This window comes from Devosia sp. Root685, assembly GCF_001427875.1.
Classification (GTDB): domain Bacteria; phylum Pseudomonadota; class Alphaproteobacteria; order Rhizobiales; family Devosiaceae; genus Devosia.
In genome coordinates this window covers 690,789-714,895 of the sequence record NZ_LMHK01000001.1, presented here as the reverse complement: position 1 = coordinate 714,895, position 24,107 = coordinate 690,789, and the positions used below count along the sequence as shown (strand labels likewise).

The 24,107-nt window shown below is 61.4% G+C and carries 20 protein-coding genes; 14 read left to right on the top strand and 6 right to left on the bottom strand.

All coding sequences use genetic code 11. The features are described from left to right. Positions 1-16 precede the first annotated feature (16 nt). The 12 genes from rpsB to ASD83_RS03385 all read left to right on the top strand — a co-directional run bounded on the left by rpsB (position 17) and on the right by ASD83_RS03385 (position 11,980). Positions 17-787, top strand: a complete 771-nt coding sequence (gene rpsB, locus ASD83_RS03440; protein WP_056307963.1) for a 30S ribosomal protein S2 — start codon at positions 17-19, stop codon at positions 785-787. 70 nt (positions 788-857) lie between these two features. Then, on the top strand, positions 858-1,787 hold the full coding sequence (tsf, locus tag ASD83_RS03435) for a translation elongation factor Ts (RefSeq protein ID WP_056307960.1): 930 nt from the start codon (positions 858-860) through the stop codon (positions 1,785-1,787). A gap of 174 nt (positions 1,788-1,961) precedes the next feature. Continuing rightward, a complete protein-coding gene (gene pyrH / locus ASD83_RS03430; RefSeq protein WP_056307958.1) occupies positions 1,962-2,681 on the top strand; it encodes a UMP kinase in 720 nt (239 codons plus the stop codon). A gap of 98 nt (positions 2,682-2,779) precedes the next feature. Continuing rightward, positions 2,780-3,334, top strand: coding sequence for a ribosome recycling factor (frr, locus tag ASD83_RS03425; protein ID WP_056307956.1), 555 nt, complete (start codon positions 2,780-2,782; stop codon positions 3,332-3,334). Positions 3,335-3,368: 34 nt separating this feature from the next. After that, entirely contained in the window at positions 3,369-4,130 is a 762-nt protein-coding gene (locus ASD83_RS03420) for an isoprenyl transferase (RefSeq protein ID WP_056307954.1), read from the top strand. After that, positions 4,127-4,987, top strand: coding sequence for a phosphatidate cytidylyltransferase (locus ASD83_RS03415; RefSeq protein ID WP_274532558.1), 861 nt, complete (start codon positions 4,127-4,129; stop codon positions 4,985-4,987). Before ASD83_RS03420 ends, ASD83_RS03415 begins: the two co-directional genes overlap by 4 nt. 42 nt (positions 4,988-5,029) lie before the next feature. Next, a complete protein-coding gene (gene rseP, locus ASD83_RS03410) occupies positions 5,030-6,166 on the top strand; it encodes an RIP metalloprotease RseP (RefSeq protein WP_244489087.1) in 1,137 nt (378 codons plus the stop codon). A 181-nt stretch (positions 6,167-6,347) separates the two neighbouring features. Continuing rightward, positions 6,348-8,468, top strand: coding sequence for an outer membrane protein assembly factor BamA (bamA, locus tag ASD83_RS03405; protein WP_056307949.1), 2,121 nt, complete (start codon positions 6,348-6,350; stop codon positions 8,466-8,468). Positions 8,469-8,538: 70 nt separating this feature from the next. Beyond that, positions 8,539-9,567, top strand: a complete 1,029-nt coding sequence (lpxD, locus tag ASD83_RS03400) for a UDP-3-O-(3-hydroxymyristoyl)glucosamine N-acyltransferase (RefSeq protein ID WP_056307946.1) — start codon at positions 8,539-8,541, stop codon at positions 9,565-9,567. Further along, complete coding sequence (fabZ, locus tag ASD83_RS03395) at positions 9,564-10,043, top strand: 3-hydroxyacyl-ACP dehydratase FabZ (RefSeq protein WP_056307944.1); 480 nt, start codon at positions 9,564-9,566, stop codon at positions 10,041-10,043. The genes lpxD and fabZ overlap by 4 nt, the downstream gene beginning before the upstream one ends. Further along, positions 10,040-10,849, top strand: a complete 810-nt coding sequence (gene lpxA, locus ASD83_RS03390; protein ID WP_082560931.1) for an acyl-ACP--UDP-N-acetylglucosamine O-acyltransferase — start codon at positions 10,040-10,042, stop codon at positions 10,847-10,849. Before fabZ ends, lpxA begins: the two co-directional genes overlap by 4 nt. Further along, on the top strand, positions 10,850-11,980 hold the full coding sequence (locus ASD83_RS03385) for a lipid-A-disaccharide synthase (protein WP_056307942.1): 1,131 nt from the start codon (positions 10,850-10,852) through the stop codon (positions 11,978-11,980). A gap of 68 nt (positions 11,981-12,048) precedes the next feature. On the opposite strand, the gene gltA is transcribed toward ASD83_RS03385, so the two are convergent. Together gltA and gltX are read right to left on the bottom strand one after the other, a co-directional pair. Next, positions 12,049-13,338: a citrate synthase gene (gltA, locus tag ASD83_RS03380; protein ID WP_056307941.1), complete on the bottom strand. Its 1,290-nt coding sequence runs from the start codon at positions 13,336-13,338 to the stop codon at positions 12,049-12,051. A gap of 154 nt (positions 13,339-13,492) precedes the next feature. Next, positions 13,493-14,908 (bottom strand): glutamate--tRNA ligase, encoded by a 1,416-nt coding sequence (gene gltX / locus ASD83_RS03375; protein ID WP_156385866.1) that lies wholly within the window; start codon positions 14,906-14,908, stop codon positions 13,493-13,495. 110 nt (positions 14,909-15,018) lie between these two features. Here gltX and ASD83_RS03370 point away from each other — a divergent pair, with 110 nt between their 5' ends. After that, the gene (locus tag ASD83_RS03370) at positions 15,019-17,118 is read left to right on the top strand and encodes a ComEC/Rec2 family competence protein (RefSeq protein WP_056307937.1); all 2,100 of its coding nucleotides are present in this window, start codon (positions 15,019-15,021) and stop codon (positions 17,116-17,118) included. Here the strand turns inward: ASD83_RS03370 and ASD83_RS03365 are convergent. Genes ASD83_RS03365 through ASD83_RS03350 form a run of 4 tightly spaced genes read right to left on the bottom strand, consistent with a single transcriptional unit; the run spans position 17,087 to position 21,464 of the window. Beyond that, positions 17,087-19,048 carry a beta-galactosidase gene (locus ASD83_RS03365; RefSeq protein ID WP_056307935.1) on the bottom strand — a complete coding sequence of 654 codons (1,962 nt, stop codon included), beginning with the start codon at positions 19,046-19,048 and terminating at the stop codon, positions 17,087-17,089. The genes ASD83_RS03370 and ASD83_RS03365 overlap by 32 nt on opposite strands. Before the next feature lie 9 nt (positions 19,049-19,057). Continuing rightward, complete coding sequence (locus ASD83_RS03360; RefSeq protein ID WP_056307933.1) at positions 19,058-19,933, bottom strand: SMP-30/gluconolactonase/LRE family protein; 876 nt, start codon at positions 19,931-19,933, stop codon at positions 19,058-19,060. Next, positions 19,930-20,541, bottom strand: a complete 612-nt coding sequence (locus tag ASD83_RS03355) for a 2-dehydro-3-deoxy-6-phosphogalactonate aldolase (protein ID WP_056307931.1) — start codon at positions 20,539-20,541, stop codon at positions 19,930-19,932. Before ASD83_RS03355 ends, ASD83_RS03360 begins: the two co-directional genes overlap by 4 nt. An 11-nt stretch (positions 20,542-20,552) precedes the next feature. Further along, positions 20,553-21,464 carry a 2-dehydro-3-deoxygalactonokinase gene (locus ASD83_RS03350; RefSeq protein WP_056307927.1) on the bottom strand — a complete coding sequence of 304 codons (912 nt, stop codon included), beginning with the start codon at positions 21,462-21,464 and terminating at the stop codon, positions 20,553-20,555. Positions 21,465-21,748: 284 nt separating this feature from the next. Between ASD83_RS03350 and ASD83_RS03345 the strand changes: the two genes are divergently transcribed. Further along, positions 21,749-23,557: an IlvD/Edd family dehydratase gene (locus ASD83_RS03345; RefSeq protein WP_056307925.1), complete on the top strand. Its 1,809-nt coding sequence runs from the start codon at positions 21,749-21,751 to the stop codon at positions 23,555-23,557. The last annotated feature ends 550 nt before the right edge of the window (positions 23,558-24,107 follow it).

Below are 24,107 nucleotides of genomic sequence, written 5' to 3'. Positions count from 1 at the left end.
GGTAAAGGAATACCAAATGGCTCTGCCAGAATTCTCCATGCGCCAGCTCCTCGAAGCAGGCGTGCACTTCGGCCACCAGAAGCACCGCTGGAACCCGAAGATGGAACGCTTCATTTTCGGCGTTCGCAACGACATTCACATTCTCGACCTGTCCCAGACCGTGCCGGCCCTCAGCCGCGCCCTGCAGCTCGTGTCCGACACCGTTGCCGATGGCGGCCGCGTGCTCTTCGTCGGCACCAAGCGCCAGGCGGCTCCGCTGGTTGCTGAAGCTGCCAAGCAGTCCGCTCAGTACTACGTCAACTCCCGCTGGCTCGGCGGCACGCTGACCAACTGGCAGACGATCTCGAACTCCATCTCGCGTCTGCGCGAACTGGAATCGATGAGCGAAGACGACCTGAACCTGCGCACGAAGAAAGAGCGCCTGATGATGTCCCGCGAGCAGGAGCGTCTTGAGCGCGACCTCGGCGGCATCAAGGACATGGGCAACGTTCCCTCGCTCCTCTTCGTGATCGACACGAACAAGGAAGCCAACGCCATCAAGGAAGCCCGTCGTCTGGGTATCCCGGTCGTTGCCATCGTCGATACCAATTGCGATCCCGACGTTGTCGACTACGCCATCCCCGGCAATGATGACGCCAGCCGCGCTCTCGAACTCTATGTTTCGCTGATCTCGCGCGCTGCGCTCGACGGCATCGGCCGTTCTTCGAGCTCCCTTGGTCAGGATCTCGGCGCTTCTTCGGAAGCTCCGGCTGAAGATCTTCCGTCCGAAGGCGCAGCTGTCAACTAAGTCCGGTATGTCCGGAATCGTTTGAACGAAACTATGCGGCCCCGATCTGGGGCCGCCGAAAGGTGAACCCATGGAAATCACTGCTGCACTGGTTAAGCAGCTCCGCGACTCGACCGGCGTCGGGATGATGGACTGCAAGAAGGCCCTGGCCGAAACCAATGGCGACATGGAAGCTGCCGTCGATTGGCTGCGCACCCGTGGCCTCGCCAAGGCCGCCAAGAAGGCCGATCGCGTCGCTGCTGAAGGTCTGGTTGGCGTTGCCACCAACGGCACCAAGGCCGCTGTTGTCGAAGTTAACTCCGAGACCGATTTCGTTGCCCGCAACGAACAGTTCCAGAACATCGTCGGCTCGGTGGCAAAGCTTGCCCTCGACGCTGATGGCGATGTCGCCAAGCTCGGCGAAATGCCGTTCCCCGGCGCTGGTCACTCGGTCAAGGCCGAACTGACCGAAGCCATCGCCAAGATCGGCGAAAACATGAACCTGCGCCGCACGCTGACCGTCTCGGTGTCCGATGGCGTGGTGGAAAGCTATGTGCACAACGCCGTCAAGGCGGGCCTCGGCAAGATCGGTATTCTGGTCGCGCTCGAGTCCACCGGCGACAAGGCCGCTCTGTCCGCTCTCGGCAAGCAGCTTGCAATGCACATCGCCGCCACCAATCCGCTGGCGATCGATGCCAGCGAGCTGGATCAGGACGTCGTGGCCCGTGAGCGCGCCATTATCCTCGAACAGGTGAAGGAATCGGGCAAGCCCGCCGACATCGCCGAGAAGATGGTCGAAGGCCGCCTGCGCAAGTACTACGAGGAAGTCACTCTCCTCGCTCAGACCTTCGTGATCGACGGTGAGACCAAGGTCGCCGACGCCATCAAGAAGGCCGAGAAGGACGTTGGCGCCCCGATCAAGCTGACCAAGTTCGTGCGCTACGCGCTCGGCGAAGGCATCGAAAAGGTCGAGACCGACTTCGCAGCCGAAGTCGCGGCGACTGCAGGCATCAAGGCCTGATATTTTTGGGCGGGCCGCAAGGCCCGTCCAACGCTCTCCAGTGCGGCTGGATCGAGCTTCGTAATTTTACATTTACTTCCTGCGTGGCGTAGCCTTCAGCTTGCGGCAGTTTTGCCCTAGTGTCCCGAAGGTCTTGCAGAGTCGCGAGCCCGCAGTCTCACATGAGGTCTTCCGATGGCGTCGAGCTACAAGCGCATCCTGCTCAAAGTGTCGGGCGAGGCGCTGGCGGGAGATAATTCCTTCGGCATCGAGCCGCCCTTTCTTCAGGCCGTGGCCAAGCAGATCGCCGACACCGCGCGCTCCGGCATTCAGGTTGCCATCGTCGTTGGTGGTGGCAACATCTTCCGCGGCATGGCCGGCGCTGCCGACGGCACCGATCGCGTCACTGCCGATCTGATGGGCATGCTGGGCACAATGATCAATGCTCTCGCCCTCTCCAACGCCATTACCCGCCAGGGCGTAAAGTCCAAGCCCTTCAGCGCCGCGACCATGCCGTCCGTGGCCGATACTTTTACCGCGCGCGATGCCAAGCAGGCGCTCGAAGAAGGCTTCGTCGTCGTCCTCGGCGGCGGCACCGGTAATCCGTTCTTCACCACCGATACCGCGGCCACCTTGCGCGCCATCGAGCTCGAATGCGACGTCGTGCTCAAGGGCACCAAGGTCGATGGCGTCTATTCCGACGACCCGAAGAAGAACCCCGATGCCGTCCGCTATTCGCAGATCGGCTATGATGAAGTCATCGCCCGCAATCTGAAGGTGATGGATACCGCTGCATTCGCCCTTGCTCGCGACAGCCACATGCCCATTATTGTATACGCGCTCGACGAGGCCGCTGGCCTTTCCGGCATTCTGGAAGGCAAGGGCCTGTCTACACGCGTTGGCGATCCGGCTTAGGGCAGGGCGGTTTTCGCCCATTGCACCTTTCCGGTGCGAGTTTAATAGAGAAGCGCGCCCCACGCTGGCAGCGCCAAGTGACTGGAAGGACCTCGGCAATGGCCTATGATCTCACCGACATCAAGAACCGCATGCAGAAGTCGATCGGCTCGCTCAAGGACGAACTGGTTGGTCTGCGCACCGGCCGCGCCAGTGCTAGCTTGCTCGAGCCCGTGACTGTGGAGGCTTACGGTTCGCGCACGCCGCTCAGCCAGCTCGCCACTGTGACCGTTCCCGAGCCGCGGATGCTCTCCGTCCAGGTCTGGGACCGCGGTTTGGCAAACGCTGTGGAAAAGGCCATTCGCGATAGCGGGCTGGGCCTCAATCCGATGGGCGAGGGTCAGGTCATCCGCGTTCCTCTGCCCGAGCTCAACGAGCAGCGCCGCAAGGAGCTTTCCAAGGTCGCTCATACCTATGCCGAGGCGGCCCGCGTCGCCGTGCGCCATATTCGTCGCGATGGCATGGACGCCTTGAAAAAGGCGGAGAAGGACGGCGACATGAGCCAGGATGACGCCAAGAAGCAGACTGAGCTCGTGCAGAAGGCGACCGATGACGCCGTCAAGGAGATCGACGCGATCGTGGCGGCCAAGGAACAGGAAATCATGCAGGTCTAAGGACCGGCATGGAACGCCGCCGGGAGGGGCGTTGATGGCAAGCGAGACCGCCGCAAAAATGAGCCCGGACCTTGGTTCGGGCCTGCGCATTCCGGTTCACCTGGGCGTGATCATGGATGGCAATGGCCGTTGGGCGAAAGCCCGGGGCAAGCGTCGCACGGAGGGCCACGTCGAGGGCGTGCATGCGCTCCGTAACCTCGTGCAGTCCTGCATCAAGCACGGCGTCGGCTATCTGACGGTCTTCAGCTTTTCATCCGAAAACTGGACGCGCCCGGCCGAAGAGGTCTCGTTCATTTTTGGATTGTTGCGGCGTTTTGTTGCCTCCGATTTGCAGCGGCTCATGCGCAATAATGTCCGTATCCGCATCATCGGCGCCCGGGTCGGACTGGAGCCGTCCCTCGTTCGTCTCATCGAGGACGTTGAAACCAAGACGGCATCCAATACCGGCCTCGTCCTCGTCGTCGCCTTCAACTATGGCGGCCGTGCCGAAATTGCCGACGCCGTGCGGCGCCTGGCAAAGGATGCAGCCGAAGGTCGCATTGATCCAGCCGATATCGACGAGGCGGCAATTTCCCGGGCGCTCTATACCGTGGATTTGCCGGATCCCGACATCATCATCCGCACGAGCGGCGAACAGCGCCTTTCCAATTTCCTGCTCTGGCAATCAGCCTATGCCGAACTGGTCTTCGTCCCCGAAAATTGGCCGGATTTTGACGAGGCCAGTTTCCTGCGCGTTCTCGAGGCTTACTCGCTGCGCGATCGGCGTTATGGTGGTCTGGGGGCGACCGGGAGTTGACGGAGCCAGGCGCACCTTCACCCAAGCCTCCTGAATCCCAACGTCGCAATTGGGCCGATGTCGGCCCACGTTTCGCGTCGGCCATGGTACTGATCGCCGTTACGGCGACGGCACTTTATCTCGGCAGCTATTTCTTCTCGGGCGTGGTGGGGGCGGTCTATGCCGGCGCCTATCGTGAATGGGAAACCATGGTTTTCCGCGCGCCTCTGACGGTTCCAGGCATGGCACTGATCGGTCTGGTCGCCCTCTCCGGCCTGGTCTTTCCTTTGCTGGGCATTTGGGGGCTGATCGGAACAATCGCGCTCGCTTGCGTCGTTGCCGCTTTCATGGGACGCGAATTGTTCGTCTGGCGCGCCGCCGGCCTGATGTTGTTCGGTCTGCTGATTCTGTCCGCAGTGCTGATGCGAGGCGAGGGGATCGCTGGCATTTGGGCCGGCATTTTCCTCGGCACTGTCGTCTGGATGACTGATTCCGCCGCCTTTTTTACCGGCCGCCAGATTGGCGGCGAAAAGCTGGCTCCCGGCATTTCCCCCTCAAAGACCTGGTCCGGTGCCCTCGGGGGCCTGGCCCTTGGTTCGGGCGCGGGCCTGCTGGTCTGGATCGTCCTGACCGATTCTCCATGGTGGATAGGCCTCCTGATCTCCTTGTCGATCAGTATCCTTGGTCAACTTGGCGATCTCTGCGAGAGCGCGGTGAAGCGGCATTTCCGGATCAAGGATAGCGGCGACATTATCCCCGGCCATGGCGGCTTGATGGATCGGCTCGATAGCCTCACATTCGGCATCATTCTGGTCTTGATCATTGGTGCATTGCACGGCGGCATTGGCTCGGTGGCCGAGGGACTGCTCTATTGGTGATCACCGACCAGACAATGCGTCTGCCTCACTCCCGGAATGACGATGTTTGATTTTGTGTACTGGCTCCTGTCCTACGCCGTTCCGTTTCTGGCGGTACTGACGGTCATCGTCTTTGTCCACGAGATGGGACACTATCTTGTTGCCCGTTGGAACGGGGTCGCCATTCAGGCCTTTTCCGTCGGCTTTGGCCGCGAACTCATTGGCTGGAACGACCGCCACGGCACGCGCTGGAAGATTTCGGCGATTCCCCTCGGGGGTTATGTCCGCTTCGCTGGGGATATGAACGCATCGAGCATTCCTGACCCCGATGCGCCGGAACTTCGTGATCCGGAACTGGCGCCCCGGCTATTCGTCCATAAATCCGTCTGGCAGCGCATTGCCATCGTCGCGGCCGGCCCGATCGCCAACGTGCTTTTGACGTTCCTGATTCTATATGCGCTGCTGCTCGGCTACGGGCGCCAGACCGTTCCCGCCGTCATCGGCGAGGTCATTGCCGGATCGGTTGCAGAGGCGGCCGGCTTCGAGCCTGGCGACAAAGTTCTGTCGGTGGACGGCTATGTGGTGCGCGGCTTTGAGGACTTTCAGCGCTACGTGGCGACCAGTCCTGCCCGCGAAGTCGTAATCGAAATCGAACGCAATGCGGGGAATCAGACCCTCAGCCTGGTGCCGGAACCCGTGGTGATTCAGGATCGCTTCGGCAATGACCAGCGCATCGGTCGGATCGGCGTGAGCCGCGATATCGAAGAGGCCGATGTCGAGCTCTATAGGCCGGGTCCGGTCGAGGCCATAGGCATGACGGTGGAGGAAATCCGCTTCATCGTGCAGCGCACTGGCGCGTTCCTGGGCGATTTTTTCGTCGGCAAAGGGGATGTTCAACAGCTGAGCGGGCCGGTGAAAGTTGCCAAGGTTTCGGGGGAAGTGGCGACGCTGGGCGTCATCGCGCTCATAAACCTGATGGCGCTTCTGTCTCTGAACATTGGGATATTCAATCTTTTACCCGTTCCCATGCTCGACGGCGGCCATCTCATGTACTATCTGATCGAAGCCGTTCGCGGACGACCCCTGAGCATGCGTGTTCAGGAGATCGGATTTCGCTTCGGCTTTGCGCTGGTGCTGGGGCTGATGGTTTTTACCCTGTTCAACGACACGGTTTTCGACCATTTTGGCATCTTGCGCTAAACCTTGGTTAACCTTGGTTCGCAAGGTGTTGCACGAATACACGCGTGCCAATGAATTGCTAACTGCGTCCGGGCTTACCGCTTGTCCGTGGTTAAAAAAACAGTAAAACACTCCAATGGAGTTAGCTTGGGGGAGCGGCGTATGACGATTCTCCGGGCAGGTCGCAGAAGGCAATAACAATATGATTAACCCCAAGCTGTTGCGTGGCGCTGTCTCGGTGATCGCGATTATGGGTGCGAGCCCAATGGTCGGTGCCGGGATCCCCGTGCTGGGCGTCGTCGCTGCGCAGGCTCAGGAGCAGTTGGTTGGCTCGGTTCTGTTCGAGGGTAACCGGCGCTTCTCCGATGCTCAGCTGTTGGCGATGGTCGATGTCTCTGCCTCCGGCATCTACACAAATCAGCGCGTTGCTTCTGACGTTGAAAGCATCCGTCAGGCCTATGATCGCGACGGCTTCCTTGGCGTGACGGTTACGTCGCGCACCGAGCCGACCGCCGATGGCCGTGTCCGCGTGGTTTTCCAGGTCAATGAAGGTGAGCGTGCGGGCATCGCAGCGATCAACTTCACCGGCAATAACGCGATCAGCGGCGGCAACCTCAAGGGTGCCATGCTGACCAAGGAGACTGGCCTCCTGAGCTGGCTCCTCCGCGACGATACCTATGACGAGCGGAAGCTGGCGGTCGATCGTGAGCGTCTGCGCCTCTACTATGCGAACCGCGGTTATCCCGATGCGCAGGTGACCTCGGTTGCCGAGTATGATGCTGCGCGCAACGCGTACTTCGTCAATTTCACGGTCAACGAAGGCCAGCGCTACCAGTTTGGTAATGTTGGTATCGAAACCAGCATCAATGGTCTCAATACCGATGTGCTGCGCTCGACCGTCCAGACCGGCAAGGGCGCCCAGTACTCCGTTTCGAACCTGCAGAAGACCATCGAGAACATGGCTTACGAGGCCACGACTCAGGGTTATTCCTTCGCAGACGTTCGTGCTCGCCTCGATCGCGATGTCGCTACGGGCACCTTCAACGTGACCTATCTGGTCGATGAAGGCGCGCGCATCTATGTCGAGCGCATCAACATCACCGGCAATACCAAGACCCGCGACTTCGTGGTTCGTCGCGAACTGGCCTTTGGTGAAGGCGATCCGTTCAACCGCTCCATGGTTGTCCGTGGCCGTCAGGCCATCCAGGATCTTGGCTTCTTCTCCAACGTCGAAGTGACGACGGCCCCCGGTTCCTCGCCGGACAAGGTTGTCCTCAACATCAACGTGACCGAAACCTCGACGGGTGAATACGGCGCCAGCGCCGGCTATTCGACCAGCGATGGTATCCTGGGTGAAGTCTCGCTGACCGAGCGCAACTTCCTTGGTCGTGGCCAGTACCTGCGCGCCGCCATCGGCGCGTCGCAGTCGGGCCGTACCTTCGACTTCTCCTTCACCGAGCCGCGTTTCATGGGGCTCAAGGTGTCGGCCGGCGTTGATGCCTATCACCGTATTTCGGACGAAACGACGTCGAGCTTCTACGGTTCGCAGTCGACGGGCGGCCAGCTCCGCTTCGGCGTGCCGATCACCAGTGCACTCAATGCCTCGTTCTTCGGCGGTTATGAGCGCAAGACTATCTCGGATGTGAAAGATAATCCGCAGTACAAGTCGGCTCTGGTCAATGACGGTCAGGAATTCAACAAGGCCTTTATCGGCTACACCTTGGCCTGGAACGGCCTCGACGATCTCAAGTCGCCGACTGAGGGTCTCTACGCAACCTTCACCCAGCAGTATATCGGCTGGGACCACAATCTGCTGAAGACCGAAGCGCGCGGCCGTTATTTCATGCCGGTGCTTGACGATAGCGGTATCGTTGCCAGTGTTCGTGGTCAGGCCGGCGTGGTCAACAGCCTCGATGGCGGCTCTGTGCACGCTGTCGAAGCCTTCATGCCGGGCGCTACCATTATTCGTGGTTTCGAAGGTCGCGGCGTGGGTCCGCGTCTGCAGAATGGCGAATTCCTGGGCGCCACCATGTACGCAGCCGTGTCGGCCGAGATCGAGTTCCCGATCCCGGCTCTTCCGGAAAGCTATGGTCTCAGCGGTGCTCTCTGGGCCGATGCTGCCTGGATTGATGGCCTGCCTGGTACCGGCACGAGCGCGCTCGATCCTGCAAGCCAGGATACGCCGTTGCGGACCTCCATCGGTGCGTCCCTTATCTGGGACTCGCCGTTCGGCCCTCTGCGCGGCGACGTCTCGCACGTGCTCAACAAATCGACGGCGGACCGCACTCAGGTCTTCCAGATCACGCTTCAGACCTTGCTCTAATACGGGCAACGTGAAAGAAGTCATCAGCCGCGGGGCGGTAGCTCCGCGGCTTTTCTTTTGAAGTGATCTCATGGTCGATACTCGATTTCACCGCTTTGCCGGACCGATTGCTGTTGGCGCGCTGCTGACCGAACTCGGACATGCCGACCTGGCCGCAGGGCTTGCAGGGGCTGACCGCATCATCGGTGGCGTTTCCGAGCTCGAACTCGCCGGTTCCGGCGATCTCGCTCTTGCCGCGCATATTTCATATGTCGATGAATTGCGCCGAACGGCAGCGGGCTTTGTAATTGTGCATCCGTCATTGCGGGACAGCGTCCCGGCGGGCGCCGTGGCCATAGTCGCGCCGCGGGCACACAATCTATTCACCGAAATTCTGGACCGCCTTTATCCGGATAGCACCAGGTCCGCCATTGCGGGTGGCCGGGAAGACCTCGGGGCGCCAATATTCGAACGTGACGTTACCATTGGTTCGAACGTCGTTATCGGCAATGGCGTCGAAATCGGGCGCGGCACGATCATCGGGGCCAATACGGTTATCGGCCCCGGCGTAACCATCGGTCGCAACAGTATCATTGCTGCAAATTGCACTGTGGATTGTGCGCATCTGGGCAATGACGTCGTCCTCCACTCCGGTGTCCGGATCGGCACTGAGGGCTTCGGATGGCTCGATCATGGCCAGACCAATCGCAAGATTCCTCAATTGGGCCGCGTCATTATCCAGGATCGCGTCGAGATCGGCGCAAACAGCACCGTAGATCGCGGTGCTCTCGGCGACACCGTTATCGGTGAAGGCACGAAGGTCGATAATCAGGTACAGATTGGGCACAATTGCCGCATTGGCCGCAATTGTCTGATCGCGGCTCAGAGCGGTCTCTCCGGCTCTACGATTGTGGAAGACAGCGTCCTGATGGGCGGCGGCGTGGGTACCTCCGGCCATTTGCGTATCGGCGCAGGGACGACTATTTTCGGCCGCGCCGCAGTGACCAAGGACTGGCCGGCCGGCTCCAAACTTGGCGGTGCGCCGGCACAGGAGCTTAAGGATTTTTGGCGGGAACTCGCCACATTGCGGAAATTGGCCAAGGGGGACAAGCGGGGATGACGGAAACGGTGAGCGCAGCGACCGAACTCGACGCAATGAGCATCATGGATATCCTCGCGGCTCTGCCGCATCGGTATCCCATGCTGATGATTGACCGTATCGTTGATATCAACGGCGACGAGTCGGCAGTCGGTATCAAGAATGTTACCTTCAATGAGCCGATTTTTCAGGGTCATTTCCCGAACAATCCGATCTTCCCCGGCGTGCTGATCCTTGAGGGCATGGCGCAGACGGCGGGTGCCATCGTCATCAAGTACGATGCGACCGAGAACGCCAGCAAGAGCATCGTCATGTTGCTCGGCATCGACAATGCGCGGTTCCGCAAGCCGGCAGGCCCTGGCGACACGATCGAATACCACATCTCCAAGCTGCATCGGCGCCGCACAGTGGGCCGCTACAAGGCAGAAGCCAAGGTGAACGGCGCTGTGATCGCCGAAGCCGAGCTCACTGCCATGATTGTCGAGGCGACCGAGTGAGCGGAATCCTCGTTCATCCGACAGCTGTTGTCGCCAGCGGTGCCCGGCTCGGGGCCGGTGTGAAGGTTGGTCCTTACTGCATCGTGGGCGAGCATGTGGTCCTCCACGACAATGTGGAGTTGATCTCCCACGTTGTCGTCGAAGGCCACACCACCGTCGGCGCCGGCACCAGGATTTTCCCCTTTGCGTCCGTCGGCCACCAGCCTCAGGATTTGAAATTCCACGGCGAGGCGTCACGCCTCGAGATTGGCGAGCGCTGCACGATCCGCGAATCGGTAACCATCAATCCGGGTACCGAAGGCGGCGGCATGTTGACCAAGATCGGCAATGACTGCCTGCTGATGGCTTGCAGCCATGTCGCGCATGACGCTCACGTCGGCAACAATGTCGTTCTGGCGAACTATGTTGGCGTAGCCGGCCATGCCGTGATTGGCGACTATGTTCGCTTTGGCGGCATGTGCGCTGTGCATCAGTTCGTGCGCATTGGCTCGCATGCCTTTATCGGTGCGCAGAGCATGATCGATGCCGATGTCATTCCCTATGGTATGGCTCTCGGCAACCGGGCACGCCTTGCCGGTCTCAATCTCGTCGGCCTAAAGCGTTCGGGCTTCGAGCGCGAATCCATCCATACGCTTCGTGCTGCCTATCGCATGATCTTTTCAAGCGAAGGCACCTTGCGCGAGCGCGTCGACGACGCAGCCGTGATGTTCAAGGATGCAAGCCTGGTGCAGGACGTGGTGTCATTCATCACCTCCGCCAAGGACCGGCCCATTTGCCTGCCGCGCGCTGGCTCGGAAGAAGAATAAGTGTCGTCCGAACTGCGTCTTTTCGTTCTGGCCGGCGAGGCTTCGGGAGATCGAATCGGCGCTGATCTGGTGAGCAGGCTGCGCGAACGGGTAGCCGTGACGGTCAGCGGCGTCGGTGGCGACGCGCTCGCTGCCGTTGGCATCAAATCGCTCTTCGACATGAACGAGCTGTCGGTCATGGGCTGGGCCGATGTGCTTCCGCGACTTCCCAAGCTTTTATGGCGTGCCCGGCAGGTAGCCAAAACCATCATCCGTACGCGGCCCGACGTGGTGGTCCTCGTCGATGCACAGGTCTTCTCCTCCATCGTCGCCAAGCAGGTCTATAAGGCTGCTCCGGGTATTCCGGTGCTGTTATGCGTGGCGCCGGCGGTCTGGGCCTGGAAACCGGAGCGGGCGCAACACCTGAAGCCGCACTTCCGCGAAGTGATGGCCGTTCTGCCTTTCGAGCCAGCGTTCATGCGCGGCGCCAATGGGCCAGAGACCCACTATATCGGCCATCCCGCCACCGACGCCCTGTCGTTCCGCTCCGCCATTCCGGAGCGCGGACCGATGCTGCTTTTGCCCGGTAGCCGGGACGGTGAATTGCGGCGCCACCTGCCAATGATGCGAGCGGTCGTTGAAAATCTTGCTTCTCATCCCCGGGTCAGCGGTTTCGTATTGCCCACGCCCCGCCGGCTCGAAGCCTCGGTGAAAGAGCGCGTCGCTGACTGGCCGGCCAAAATCGATGTCGTCACCGGCGAAGAGCGCAAGGCTGCGGCCATGGCGAGCGCTGTCGTTGCCGTCGCCGCCACCGGGACGGTAACGCTCGAACTGGCGCTCGCCGGGGTGCCCATGGTGACCACCTATGTCGCCGACAAGGGTCAGGCGCGCTTGTGGGTGAGGTACAAGGTCAAATACGCCTCGCTGCCCAATATTCTGCTGGATAAGCCGCTGGTGCCCGAAATTCTGCAGCTTGAGCCTGATGCCGACATATTGGTGGCCGCCGTTCGCAGCCATCTCGATGATGCTGCCGGCCCAATCCAGCTCGAGGGCTTTGCACGGATCCGGCAGTTGATGGAAAACGGCACCGATGAAGACCCACGCGTGAAAGCGGCGGAGCGGGTGCTGCATCACTGGCGCGACGCTCCCTAAACCGCCTCCATGGCCCCAAAAAGCAATGACCCCGCCGAGGCGGGGTCATTTTCATTTCAGCGACGGGATCAGCGAGCGCCGATCTCGGAATAGTCGCGCGCCACCGAGCCATTATAGAGCTGGCGCGGGCGGCCGATCTTCTTTTGCGGGTCCCCGATCATTTCCTTCCACTGGCTGATCCAGCCAACGGTGCGGGCGACAGCGAATAGTACGGTGAACATCGAGGTCGGGAAGCCAATGGCATCGAGAATGACGCCTGAATAGAAATCGACGTTTGGATAAAGCTTGCGGTCGACGAAGTACGGGTCCGAAAGCGCGATCCGTTCGAGTTCCTTTGCAACCTGAAGGGTCGGGTTGTTCGAGACGTCGAGGAGGTCGAGAACGCGGTTCGCGGTCTGCTGCATGACCTTGGCGCGCGGATCGTAGTTCTTGTAAACGCGGTGACCAAAGCCCATCAGGCGGAACGGATCGTTCTTGTCCTTGGCGCGGGCGATATATTCCGGGATACGATCGACCGTACCGATTTCGCGCAACATGTTGAGCGCGGCTTCGTTGGCGCCGCCATGAGCGGGACCCCAGAGGCAGGCGACGCCCGCAGCGATGCAGGCGAAGGGGTTGGCGTCGGACGAGCCGGAAAGGCGAACGGTCGAGGTGGACGCGTTCTGCTCGTGGTCGGCATGGAGGGTGAAGATCAGGTCCATCGCACGGGCGATTTCCGGGTTCACCTTGTATTCTTCCGCCGGCACCGAGAAGCACATGTGGAGGAAGTTCGAGGCGTAATCGAGATCGTTGCGCGGATACACGAAAGGCTGGCCGATCGAGTACTTGTAGGCCATCGCCGCAAGCGTCGGGATCTTGGCGATCATGCGGATCGAAGCGATCTCGCGCTGCTGCGGATCGTTGATATCGGTGGAGTCATGGTAGAACGCTGCCATGGCGCCGACGACGCCGGTCATCACCGCCATCGGGTGCGCGTCGCGGCGGAAGCCACGGTAGAAATAGTGCATCTGCTCGTGAACCATGGTGTGGTTCGTCACGAGTTGTTCGAATTCCTTGAACTGCGCGGCAGACGGCAATTCGCCGTAGAGCAGCAGGTAGCAGACTTCGAGATAGTTGGAACTCTCGGCAAGCTGTTCGATCGGGTAGCCTCGATAGAGCAGTTCGCCCTTGTCACCATCGATATAGGTGATGGCGCTGTCGCAGGCAGCCGTCGAGGTGAAGCCCGGATCGTAGGTGAACAGGCCCGTCTTGGCGTAGAGCGAACGAATGTCGACGACATCCGGACCCACCGTTCCGCTCAGGATTGGAAATTCGACGGTCTGGTCTCCGACGATGAGTTTGGCGACTTTTTCGGTCATTGAGCTCTCCTCGTTTTGCCCACGCTCCGAGGGAAGGGAGGTGAAGCGGGGCAGCACCTCCAGCGGTGCCGATTGATGACCGCAGAGGTATCAGTTTTTGCCCCGCCGAAGCAACCGATAGGTAAGTAGACGTTACCCTCTGCCGGCCCGTGGCTTAAGCAATTTGGTCACTTAAACGTGCCATCGATTCTTCACGGCCGATAAGCACCATGACCTCGAAGATTCCGGGCGAAACCGTGCGTCCCGTAAGGGCCGCGCGTAGTGGCTGGGCCAGCTTTCCAAGCTTGAGACCCTTGGCTTCGGCCAGTTCGCGCATGGCGGCGTCGATGGCCGGCACTGACCAATCGGCAAGGCCCCCTAACGTTTCGGCAATACCGGCAAGAACCACCTTGGCTTCCGGCGTCAGCAAGGCTGCGGCGGCAGCGTCGGGGGTGATGGGGCGCAGGGCGTAGATGAACTGCGCCAGGTCAATCAGCTCCAGCACCGTCTTGGCGCGCGGCTGCAATTCGGGCAGCGCGGCGAGGACCGTGTTGTGGTTCGCCATCAGGCCCTTGGCGTCCTCTTCGCGGCCCACTTCCTTGGCCGTCTCGATCATGACGTTGTAGAGATAGGTCGGATCGGCCTCGCGGATATAGTGGCCGTTGATGTTCTCAAGCTTGACGAAGTCGAAACGCGCCGCGCCCTTGTTGAGGGCTTCGAGGCTGAACCACTCCACCATCTGCTCGGTCGAGAAGATTTCCTCGTCGCCATGGCTCCAGCCGAGGCGGGCGAGATAGTTGCGCACTGCGGCGGGCAGATAGCCCATCTGGCGATAGGCTTCGACACCCAGCGCTCCGTGGCGCTTGGAGAGTTTTGCGCCATCCGGGCCGTGGATCAGCGGAATATGTGCCATCTCCGGCACGGTCCAGCCCATAGCGTTGTAGATGATGATCTGGCGGGCGGCATTGGTCAGATGGTCGTCGCCACGGATGATGTGGGTGACGCCCATGTCATGGTCGTCGACCACCACCGCGTGCATATAGGTCGGCGTGCCGTCAGAGCGCAGGATGATGAAATCGTCGAGGTTTTCGGTCTTGAACACGACCTTGCCCTGGACGTGATCGTTGACCACGATTTCGCCGGTCAGCGGCGCCTTGATGCGGATCACCGGGGAAATGCCGGCCGGTGCCTCGGCCTGATCGCGGTCGCGCCAATAGCCGTTGTAGCGCGGCGGCTTGCCGGCAGCGCGGGCTTCTTCGCGCATCTGGTCGAGCTCTTCGGGCGAGCAATAGCAATAATAGGCATGGCCCATCTTCACGAGCTCATGGGCAACCTCTGCGTGGCGCGAGGCGCGGGCGAACTGGCTGATTGGCTCGCCTTCCCAGTTAAGGCCAAGCCACTTGAGGCCATCGATCAGGGCGACGACAGCGGCCTCGGTCGAACGTTCGCGGTCCGTATCTTCAATGCGCAGCAGCATCTTGCCGCCCTTGTTCTGGGCATAGGCCCAACTGAACAGGGCCGTACGGGCGCCGCCGATATGCAGGTACCCGGTAGGGGAAGGAGCAAAGCGAGTAACAACCTGGGACATGATAACCGGAACGAATTGAGGGAATTTCGGGCCGTGTGTAGCATAGGCGGGCTTGAGCGCAAGGGTAGGGGCGCAGGGTGCAGGGGCAGGGGACGCGCGGAGGACAGATTGCATTGGCGGCAGCGGGCATTGCACGTCCGCGGCGCGGGCATCTGGCTGGCCGGCCCGCGCTTGTCTGGCAGTCCTTTTCAAAAACCGTAACCGAAGCTGCTGAGCAACGGCGCCTCTTCGTACTTTTGCCCTTCAGCCTCATCTTCGGCCTTGTCGCCTACGCGCTGCTTCCCGCGGAACCGCAGGCACTTCACTACTTGATCGGTTCGCTTTGCGTAACCGGATGTCTGGTTCTGGCGGGTCTGTCGCATTCGCTTGCTGGCCTGCGCGTGGCGACCCAATTGAGCGCGGCATGGCTCGGTTTTTGTCTTCTCGCGCTGCATGGTTTGGCCTTCGGCACCGTCATGCTGGCGGTACCTGCTTACGGGACCTATGAGGCAAGGGTCGATGAGGTCTTGTCATCCGATGCAAATGGCATCCGCGCCATCGTCTCTTCCATGCGTCCGATCGATGATTCCCGGGCGCTACCGATCCAGCGGGCGCGTATCCTCCTGCCGCCGGAGCCGAAGGTGGAGGTCGGCGACGTGATCGAGGCGCGGATACGGTTGGCGCCCGTGCCGGGGCCTATCCTGCCGAGCGCTTTTGATGGGCAGTTCCATGCCTATTTCTCCGGCATCGGCGCCTATGGCAACGCCATCGGCGCCGTCGAACTCATACAGCCGGGAGACGACGGTGATATCGCGCGCCGGGTGCAGGCGCTGCGCAATCACATCGGCGAGCGGATCGATCTGGCGCTGGAGGGGGCCAGCGCGGCGATTGGCCGTGCCATGATGATGGGCGACCAAAGCGCCATCAGCGATGAAACCCGCGATGTCATGGCAGCTTCCGGTCTCGCCCATGTCTATTCGATCTCAGGGCTCCACCTGTCCATCGTTGCGGGCGGTATCTTCTGGCTTTTGCGTCTGGCTCTGGCGAGCCTGCCCATGGCGCTGACCTGGCCCAACAAGCAGATCGCTGCGATCGCCGGCCTGTCTGCCGCCTTTGGCTATCTGCTTCTCGCCGGTGGCATGGACAATGTACCGGCCTTCCGCTCGACCCTGATGCTCGCTCTCATTTTTGGCGCAGTCCTCGCGGGGCGCCGTGCTCTGACCATGCGCAATGTCGCCATCGCGGCCCTGGTGATCATCCTCATTGATCCGGCCAGCGTCTTCCGGGCCAGTTTCCAGCTGTCCTTCGCCGCGGTCGTGGCGCTCATCGGCATCTACGAGCTGCCGCGCCTTTCACCTCCGGGAAACGGGGGAAGCGTCGAGCGGGCGTTACGCTTCATCTCTGCAACGGCATGGACCAGCTTTGTCGCCGGAGCCGCCACGCTGCTTTTCTCGGCCTATCATTTTCAGCAGACGGCACCGCTCGGCGTGCTCGGCAATGTGCTGGCGCTGCCTTTCGTCAGTCTCATCATGTGGTTCGGCGTGCTCGCCATTCTCGCCATGCCTTTTGGGCTGGATGGTCCGTTTCTAAAACTGATGGGCTGGAATATCGACCGCATGGTGGATGTCGCCGAACTTGTCGCAGGCTGGAGCACGGCGCTCACTGGAAACCCCATTCTCGCGGGATGGACGCTGTTGGCGGGCCTTGCCGCTTTGGGCTGGTTCGCCTTCATCGAAGGGCGCTGGCGCCTGTTGGCTCCGGCGATCCTGTTGCCCGTCATATTGCTACTGGGCTTTGCCCCCCGGCCCGATGTGTTGATTGCCGATACGACGCAAGCTGTCGCCGTCCGCGATGGGGCGGGCCTCGGTCTCGTCACCGGTCGCACCGGCAGTTTTGCCGTCGATGTCTGGAGCCAATACTATCAGACCGAGATCGCCCCGATCCATTCCGGGACCCGTTGCGACAGTCTTGGTTGTATCGTGAAGACGGAGAAATTCAGCATCGCCGTGATCCGCAACTCTGCTGCGTTCGCCGAGGATTGTTTCGGTCAGAGCCTGGTCATCGCCCGGATTTCAGCACCCAAGGGATGCGGGGCTTCCGGCCAGATCATCAGTGCGCGGGACCTGGCCCGTGGCGGCGTGCAATGGCTTCGCTGGGATGCAGCGGCCGGGCGGTTCGAGATCCGCCCGGCCATTGAAACGCTCAACCGGCCGTGGCGAGTTTTGCCACGGTAACGCCCGCGGCCGGCACTTCCATTTCGCCAATCACATAGCCGCTCTCGTCCGCTGCGGGGCTGAGCGTGGCGGTGCTGGCCGAATAGTTTACATAGATGCGGAAGCCGCCGCGGCTGCGGGCGCGAACACCGGCCGGCAGGCTGAGGATCGCCAGGTCGGCCTCGGCAATCAGATAATCGGCGATGCGCTGCATCAAGGCCCGATCGCCGCTGGCGGTGAGATAGAACAGCTTGCCCTGCGAGATCAGCACCGGCACGCCCTCATTGTCTTCCATCACCACTTCGCCGCGCGTCTCAACCTTTTCACGCCAGAGACGCGTCGAGCCGCCCCCCTTTACGGTGACCGAGACATGGGCCGGAATGCTGTCCACCCGCGTGACGCGGGCATCGAGCAGGTTGGGCGACAGGTCGGGGCCAAGGCGGGCTGGGATGGAGAAGTTGTTGGTCTTCGATCCCGAGCGCGGACCTATAAGAAGGTGGCCTTCAAAGCTGGCCACGGCCTCGCGCAGCTCGTCGGTCCAGGCGAATAGAGCCGGGATCGCGACGATATCGTAGCCGGCAAAGCTCCTGGCCTTGGGCGAGAGAATGTCGATATCGACGCCATGCTTGCGGAAGGCAGCGTAGATATCGCGCACATGGGCGCCGTGCTTGAAACCCTGAGATTGCGGCTGCACCTCCCAGGCCCATTCGCTGTCATAGTCAAAGACCAGCGCAACGCGGGCCTTGCCCACCGGGCCATCGAGACCGGTGAGCTTGAGTTCCTGCGCCACTTGGCTCGCTTCGCCATAGGCGGGAGCCGGTTCGCTGTCAGGCCGCAGGAGGCCTGCATGCATCTGCTCCTGCGCAAACGGCGCCTGACGCCAACGGAAATAGGAGACCACCTCAGCACCGTGCGCGAACGCTTCCCAGGCCCAGAGGCGGGCCATGCCTGGCAGCGGATCGGGATTGAATTTTGCCCAATTTACCGGGCCGGGCTGCTGCTCCATGACCCACCAGCGACCATGGCCGACGGTGCGATAGAGGTCGTGGTGGAAGGCCGCATTGTCCGGGTCGCCCTGGCGCATGTACTGGCGCTTCATCTCCTCGGTCTCGTCGCTGACGGCGAGGTGGCCGATGGGGTAGGAATCCCAGCTCGCGACATCGAGCGTTTCGGCCAGGTCGTAATGGTCGAACTCGGTATAGCGGCTCATGAAATTATGGATGACCGGCAGGTCTGACCGTTTGGCCTTGAGAATATCGTACTGCACCTTGTTGAAGGCGCTGACCTGATCGGACGAATAGCGGCGGAAATCGAGATCGTGGATCGGATTGGGGTCAGTGATCAGCAGGTTCGGCAGCTCGATCTGATCGAAGCGATTGTATTCCATCGACCAGAAGACATTGCCCCAGGCCTGGTTCAGCGCCTCGATCGATCCGTAACGGATAGCGAGCCATTTGCGGAAACCTTCGAGGGCGGCCGGCGAATAGGAATAGGTCGTGCCGTGGCAGCCATATTCGTTGTCGGTCTGCCAGCCGCCGAGCGCTGGATGATCGCTCAAGGCATCGGCAAGAATCTGCGTGATGCGCGCCGACTCGTCGCGATAGGGCAGGTGAGAAAAGTCGTAGTGGCGGCGCGAGCCAAAGCCCTTGCGCTGGCCGCGAGCATCGACGGCCAGCATGTCGGGGTGCTTGTCGACCATCCAGCGCGGTGGCGTGGCGGTCGGTGTGCCGACGATAACCTTGAGGCCATGCTTGCCCAGCACATCCATGGATCGGATCATCCAGTCGAGCTGCAGATTGCCCGGCGTGGGTTCGAGCCGCGACCAGGCGAATTCCCCGATGCGGACATATTTGATGCCGACTTCGGCCATGCGGGCCGCGTCCTTGTCCCACCACTCTTCGGGCCAGTGTTCGGGATAGTAGCAAACGCCGAGGGTGGGACTGATGGACATGGCTGAGGCTCAGAGCTTTATGGGAGTTTCGGGAAGGCCGGGAACGTCGACCTCGATGGCAAAAACGCCACCAGCCACTTTTTCGGCAGCAAGCTGCTCTTTGGTCAGCGTCTTGGCTGCGGTGGTGATGAACAACGTCTTGAGGTCCTTGCCGCCGAAAGCGGGGCAGGTGACCTGGCTGACCGGGACTTCCACGACGCGATCGATCGAGCCATCGGGCGCGAAACGAACCACGCAGCTCCCGCCCCAACGGGCATTCCAGAGATAGCCTTCGCTATCGACGACGGCGCCGTCTGGATAGCCGCGGTGGTCTGAAACATCAGCAAACAGTTCCCATTCGCCAGCCGGTAGGCCAGTCGCGGGATCGGTGGCGCATTTGAGGATTTTCTTGGTCGGCGTGTCGGTGAAATAGGCAATGCGGCCATCGGGCGAAAAACAGGTCGCGTTGGGAATGGCGACATTCTCGATGATCTTGGTCAACTGGCCCGCGCGATAGTGATAGACCGAGCCTTCCTTGGGGCCTTCTTCCTTGACCATCGTGCCGATCCAGAACGCGCCGGACGGATGGACGCGGCTGTCATTGGTGCGGTTGGCCGGCACGTCGCGCTCGATGTCGAGCAGACGGTTCATGCCGCCGACGCGGAGATCGAACTCGATCAGCCCGTTCTCACTGGCGACTGCCAGCCTGTCCCTGTCGATGATCGCCGCAGCGGCCACGGTTTCGTTGAAGAGCCAGCTTTCCTCGATTTCGCCTGCCGCATTGGCGGCGAAAAGCGACTGCTCGTTGATGTCGAACCAGAAGAGCTGCTGGCGTTCGCCATGCCAGAATGGACCTTCGCCCAATTCGCATTTGCTATCGATAAAAAGGCGTGCCGTATCGCTCATGCCTTGGCTCCCTTGTCATAGGCTGCGACGGCCGTGGCAGCGCGCGCGGAAACTTCAGTGACACTCATACCGGGCTTATAAATGTACGTGCCGAGGCCGAAGCCGGCGCAGCCTACGGCGAAGAACTCGTCGAAATTGTCGGGATTGGCGCCGCCGACTGCATAGAGGGGCAGATTAGGCGGGAGCACCGCCTTCATGGCCTTGATGCCCTTCGACCCCAGCACTTCAGCCGGGAAGAATTTTAGCCCGGTTGCGCCGGTCCGGATCGCCTTGAAGGCATCGCTCGGCGAGAACACGCCCGGATAGGATTTTAGGCCGAGCTTCACCGTCTCGGCGATGACGGCTTCATTGGTGTCAGGCGAGACGATGAAGGTGCCGCCGGCGGCAGCAACGGCGCGCACGTTTTCTTCGGTGAGCACCGTACCGGCGCCAATCTCGGCCCGGTCGGACAGCGCCTTGGCCGCCAGCGAAATGCTTTCGAGCGCATTGGGCGAATTCAGCGGCACTTCGATGAGCGTGATACCCGCCTCGACGAGAGCCGTGCAAACCGGCACGGCTTCTTCATTGGTGATGCCGCGGAGGATCGCGATGATGTGGCGATGGGACATGGTTTTTTTCCTTAGGCAGCGTCGCGGGCGGCTTTGAGACCTGCCAGCACGACAGCGGTAGCATCGACGGGGCGGCCGGTAGCGCCGGCCATTTCCAGAACCTGGCCATAGAGGGCACAGAGCACGTGCGAACCGATCAGCGGAACCGGTTCGTTACCGATCTGGTGGCGGTTGGCAGCGATTTCGGTGCCGATAAGAAGGCCGGAGAGATAGCCAGCGCACCAGGCGGGCTGGCGGCCCGAAACAAGGGCGCTGGCGCGGACGCGGAAAAGCTGACCAAGGAGATCTGCCGGGTGGTCGAGACCATCCTTGGCGCCGGCAGCGAAACCTTCGGCGCGTTCGGGTCTATCGAGGTCGCCGCCGAGCGAATGGCGCAGCACCGAATGCGTGGACAGGATTTCGAACATTTCGCCGGTCATGGCAGTGGTGAAATGCTCGATCCGGGTGCCATCGAGCAGCGCCCATTTCGAATGCGTGCCGGGCATGCAGACGAGACCGGCATAACCGGGCAGGGTACTGGCGAGCCCGAGAAGCTGGGTTTCTTCGCCGCGCATGACATTGTCGGCACCCTGCTTCTGGCAAACGCCGGGCAGGATCGAGACCTTCAGCTTGTCCGACCCGCTATCGGGGCGAACGGCACCCTTGAGGAGGCCGCGCAGGTCAGTCGGCGCTTCGAGATAGGGTGCTTCAAGCCATCCCTGGCGGGCGCCGGCCATGCCGCAGACCACCACGTCCGTAGGGCCGGTGAGATCGATGTCGGACAGCAGTTCGCCCAGCGCAGCAGGAAATTCCTCGCGGGTGAGCTTGCCCATTCCCTTGGGCGAACTGCGAGAGGCGAGGACGTTACCCTGCCCATCGATCGTCCAGCCCCTGAGATTGGATGTGCCCCAATCGACGGCAATCCACGCAATAGATTCGCTCAAGCCAAACTCTCCTCGACGGCGCTTTCAGAATGCGGCGCGACCCTAATGGGCTTCGTGCGCTCTGAACAGGGCGTTCCGCTGCACCGGCTACGCGAGCAAGAGGCGCCAATCTCCTCGATTGGTAAGATTTTCAGAGCGTTCCGGCACATGTGGGGTCTATTGCGCTTCCGCAATCAATTGTATGATTTTTTCGTTGAGGGCCGTTCACAGCGGCGTTGGCCGTGATAGAACGGGGTCAAGCAGGCCCCACGGTTCGCCCCGGCGGACGGAAAAGGATTTTGACGATGACGACTGACAATGGCGCCGGCGCGCCGCAGAAACTGCGCTCGCGGGCCTGGTTCGACAACCCGGACAATCCGGACATGACCGCGCTCTATCTTGAGCGCTACATGAATTTCGGCGTGTCGCGCGAAGAGCTGCAATCGGGCAAGCCGATTATCGGCATTGCGCAGACCGGTTCGGACCTGAGCCCCTGCAACCGTCATCATATCGTCTTGGCCGAGCGCGTGCGTGAGGGCATTCGTGAGGCGGGCGGTATCGCCATCGAATTCCCGGTTCACCCGATCCAGGAAACCGGCAAGCGTCCGACTGCGGGCCTTGACCGTAACCTTGCCTATCTGGGCCTCGTCGAAGTGCTCTATGGCTACCCGCTCGATGGCGTGGTGCTGACCATTGGCTGCGACAAGACCACACCGGCCATGCTTATGGGCGCGGCGACTGTCAACATTCCGGCCATCGCTCTCTCCGTCGGTCCGATGCTCAATGGCTGGCACAAGGGCGAGCGGACCGGTTCCGGTACGATCGTCTGGAAGGCGCGTCAGATGATGGCGGCTGGCGAAATCGACTATGCGCAGTTCATCGAACTGGTTGCGTCGTCGGCGCCGTCGACCGGCTATTGCAACACCATGGGCACGGCGACGACGATGAACTCGCTGGCCGAGTCGCTCGGCATGCAGCTGCCGGGTTCGGCCGCTATTCCGGCGCCTTATCGCGACCGCCAGGAAATGGCCTATCGCACCGGCAAGCGTATCGTCGACATGGTGCACGAGGATCTGAAACCCTCGGACATTCTGACCAAAGACAATTTCATCAACACTATCGTCGTCAATTCGGCGATCGGTGGCTCGACCAATGCGCCGATCCACATCCAGGCGATTGCCAAGCACATCGGCGTTGAGCTCGAATTGCAGGACTTCCAGACCTATGGCCACAAGGTGCCACTGCTGGTGAACCTGCAGCCGGCCGGTGAATATCTCGGCGAGGACTACTACCATGCCGGCGGCGTGCCGGCGGTGGTCAACGAACTGATGAAGCAGGGCCTGATCCGCGAGAACGCACCGACCGTCAACGGCAAGACCATTGGCGAGAACTGCCGCAACACGGTGATTCAGGACGACAAGGTCATCCGCCACTTCGATAATCCGCTCAAGACCGAAGCGGGCTTCCTCGTGCTGCGCGGCAACCTGTTCGACAGCGCCATCATGAAGACATCAGTGATCTCGTCCGAATTCCGCGATCGCTACCTCAACAATCCGGCGCATCCGGGCATGTTCGAGGGCAAGGCGGTGGTCTTCGACGGTCCTGAGGATTATCACCACCGCATCGACGACCCCTCGCTCGATATCGACGAAAACACGCTGCTGTTCATGCGCGGCGCGGGCCCGATCGGCTATCCCGGTGCGGCGGAAGTCGTCAACATGCGGCCGCCCGACTACCTGATCAAGAAGGGCATCCACTCGCTCGCCTGCATCGGCGACGGGCGCCAGTCGGGTACGTCGGGTTCGCCTTCGATCCTCAACGCCTCGCCGGAAGCGGCTGCGGGGGGCAATCTGGCCATTCTCAAGACCGGTGATCAGGTGCGCATCGACCTCAACAAGGGCGAGGCCGATATCCTGATCTCGGCCGAGGAAATCGCGACTCGTCGCGCCGCGCTCGAAGCGGCTGGTGGGTACAAGTTCCCCAAGCACCAGACGCCGTGGCAGGAAATCCAGCGCGGTATCGTCGGCCAGCTTGGCGACGGTGCGATTTTGAAGCCCGCCGAAAAGTATCAGCGGATCGCCCAGACAGAAGGCGTGCCGCGCGACAACCACTAGATCGGCGCAAGTCGGCCGAGGCTGGCCTGCAAATGCCAGCTTCCTGCGCTTCCGGTGCTCACGTACTGATGTACGCTCCGCGCCGGTTCTCGGAAGCCGACATTTTCGACTCAGCCTGGGCCGACTTGCGCTCGAGGCATCGATGAATAAATCAAAAAGGCCGGGCAGCACGAGGTGCCGCCCGGCCTTTTGGCGTCGCGGACGCACGGGTAACGGGCGGCCATTGGCTCGGTCTGTTTAATAAATGGGAGCCAAAGGCCGCCCGTCACGGTTCCGGATTTTGCCAGCGGGTCCGGTTCAGGCGTCACCCCTGATTGCAGGTGTGGCTGCCGCATTCATATCCCCGGCCGGAAAGGCGCCCCTCTCCTCCGGCCATTCCGCCCGGCCCTGCGTTGGGGCCGCGTGACTGGCGGAATGGGTGAATATTGGCATGGGACCCGGGGGGCGGGGATAAGTTTTGGTTCGAGCGCGGGAGGCGCCAGCCGCAAGGGGCAGCGGCGAGAGGAAGAGAGCGGGGAGAGATTTGGATTTTGGGTGGTGGAGGAGACCT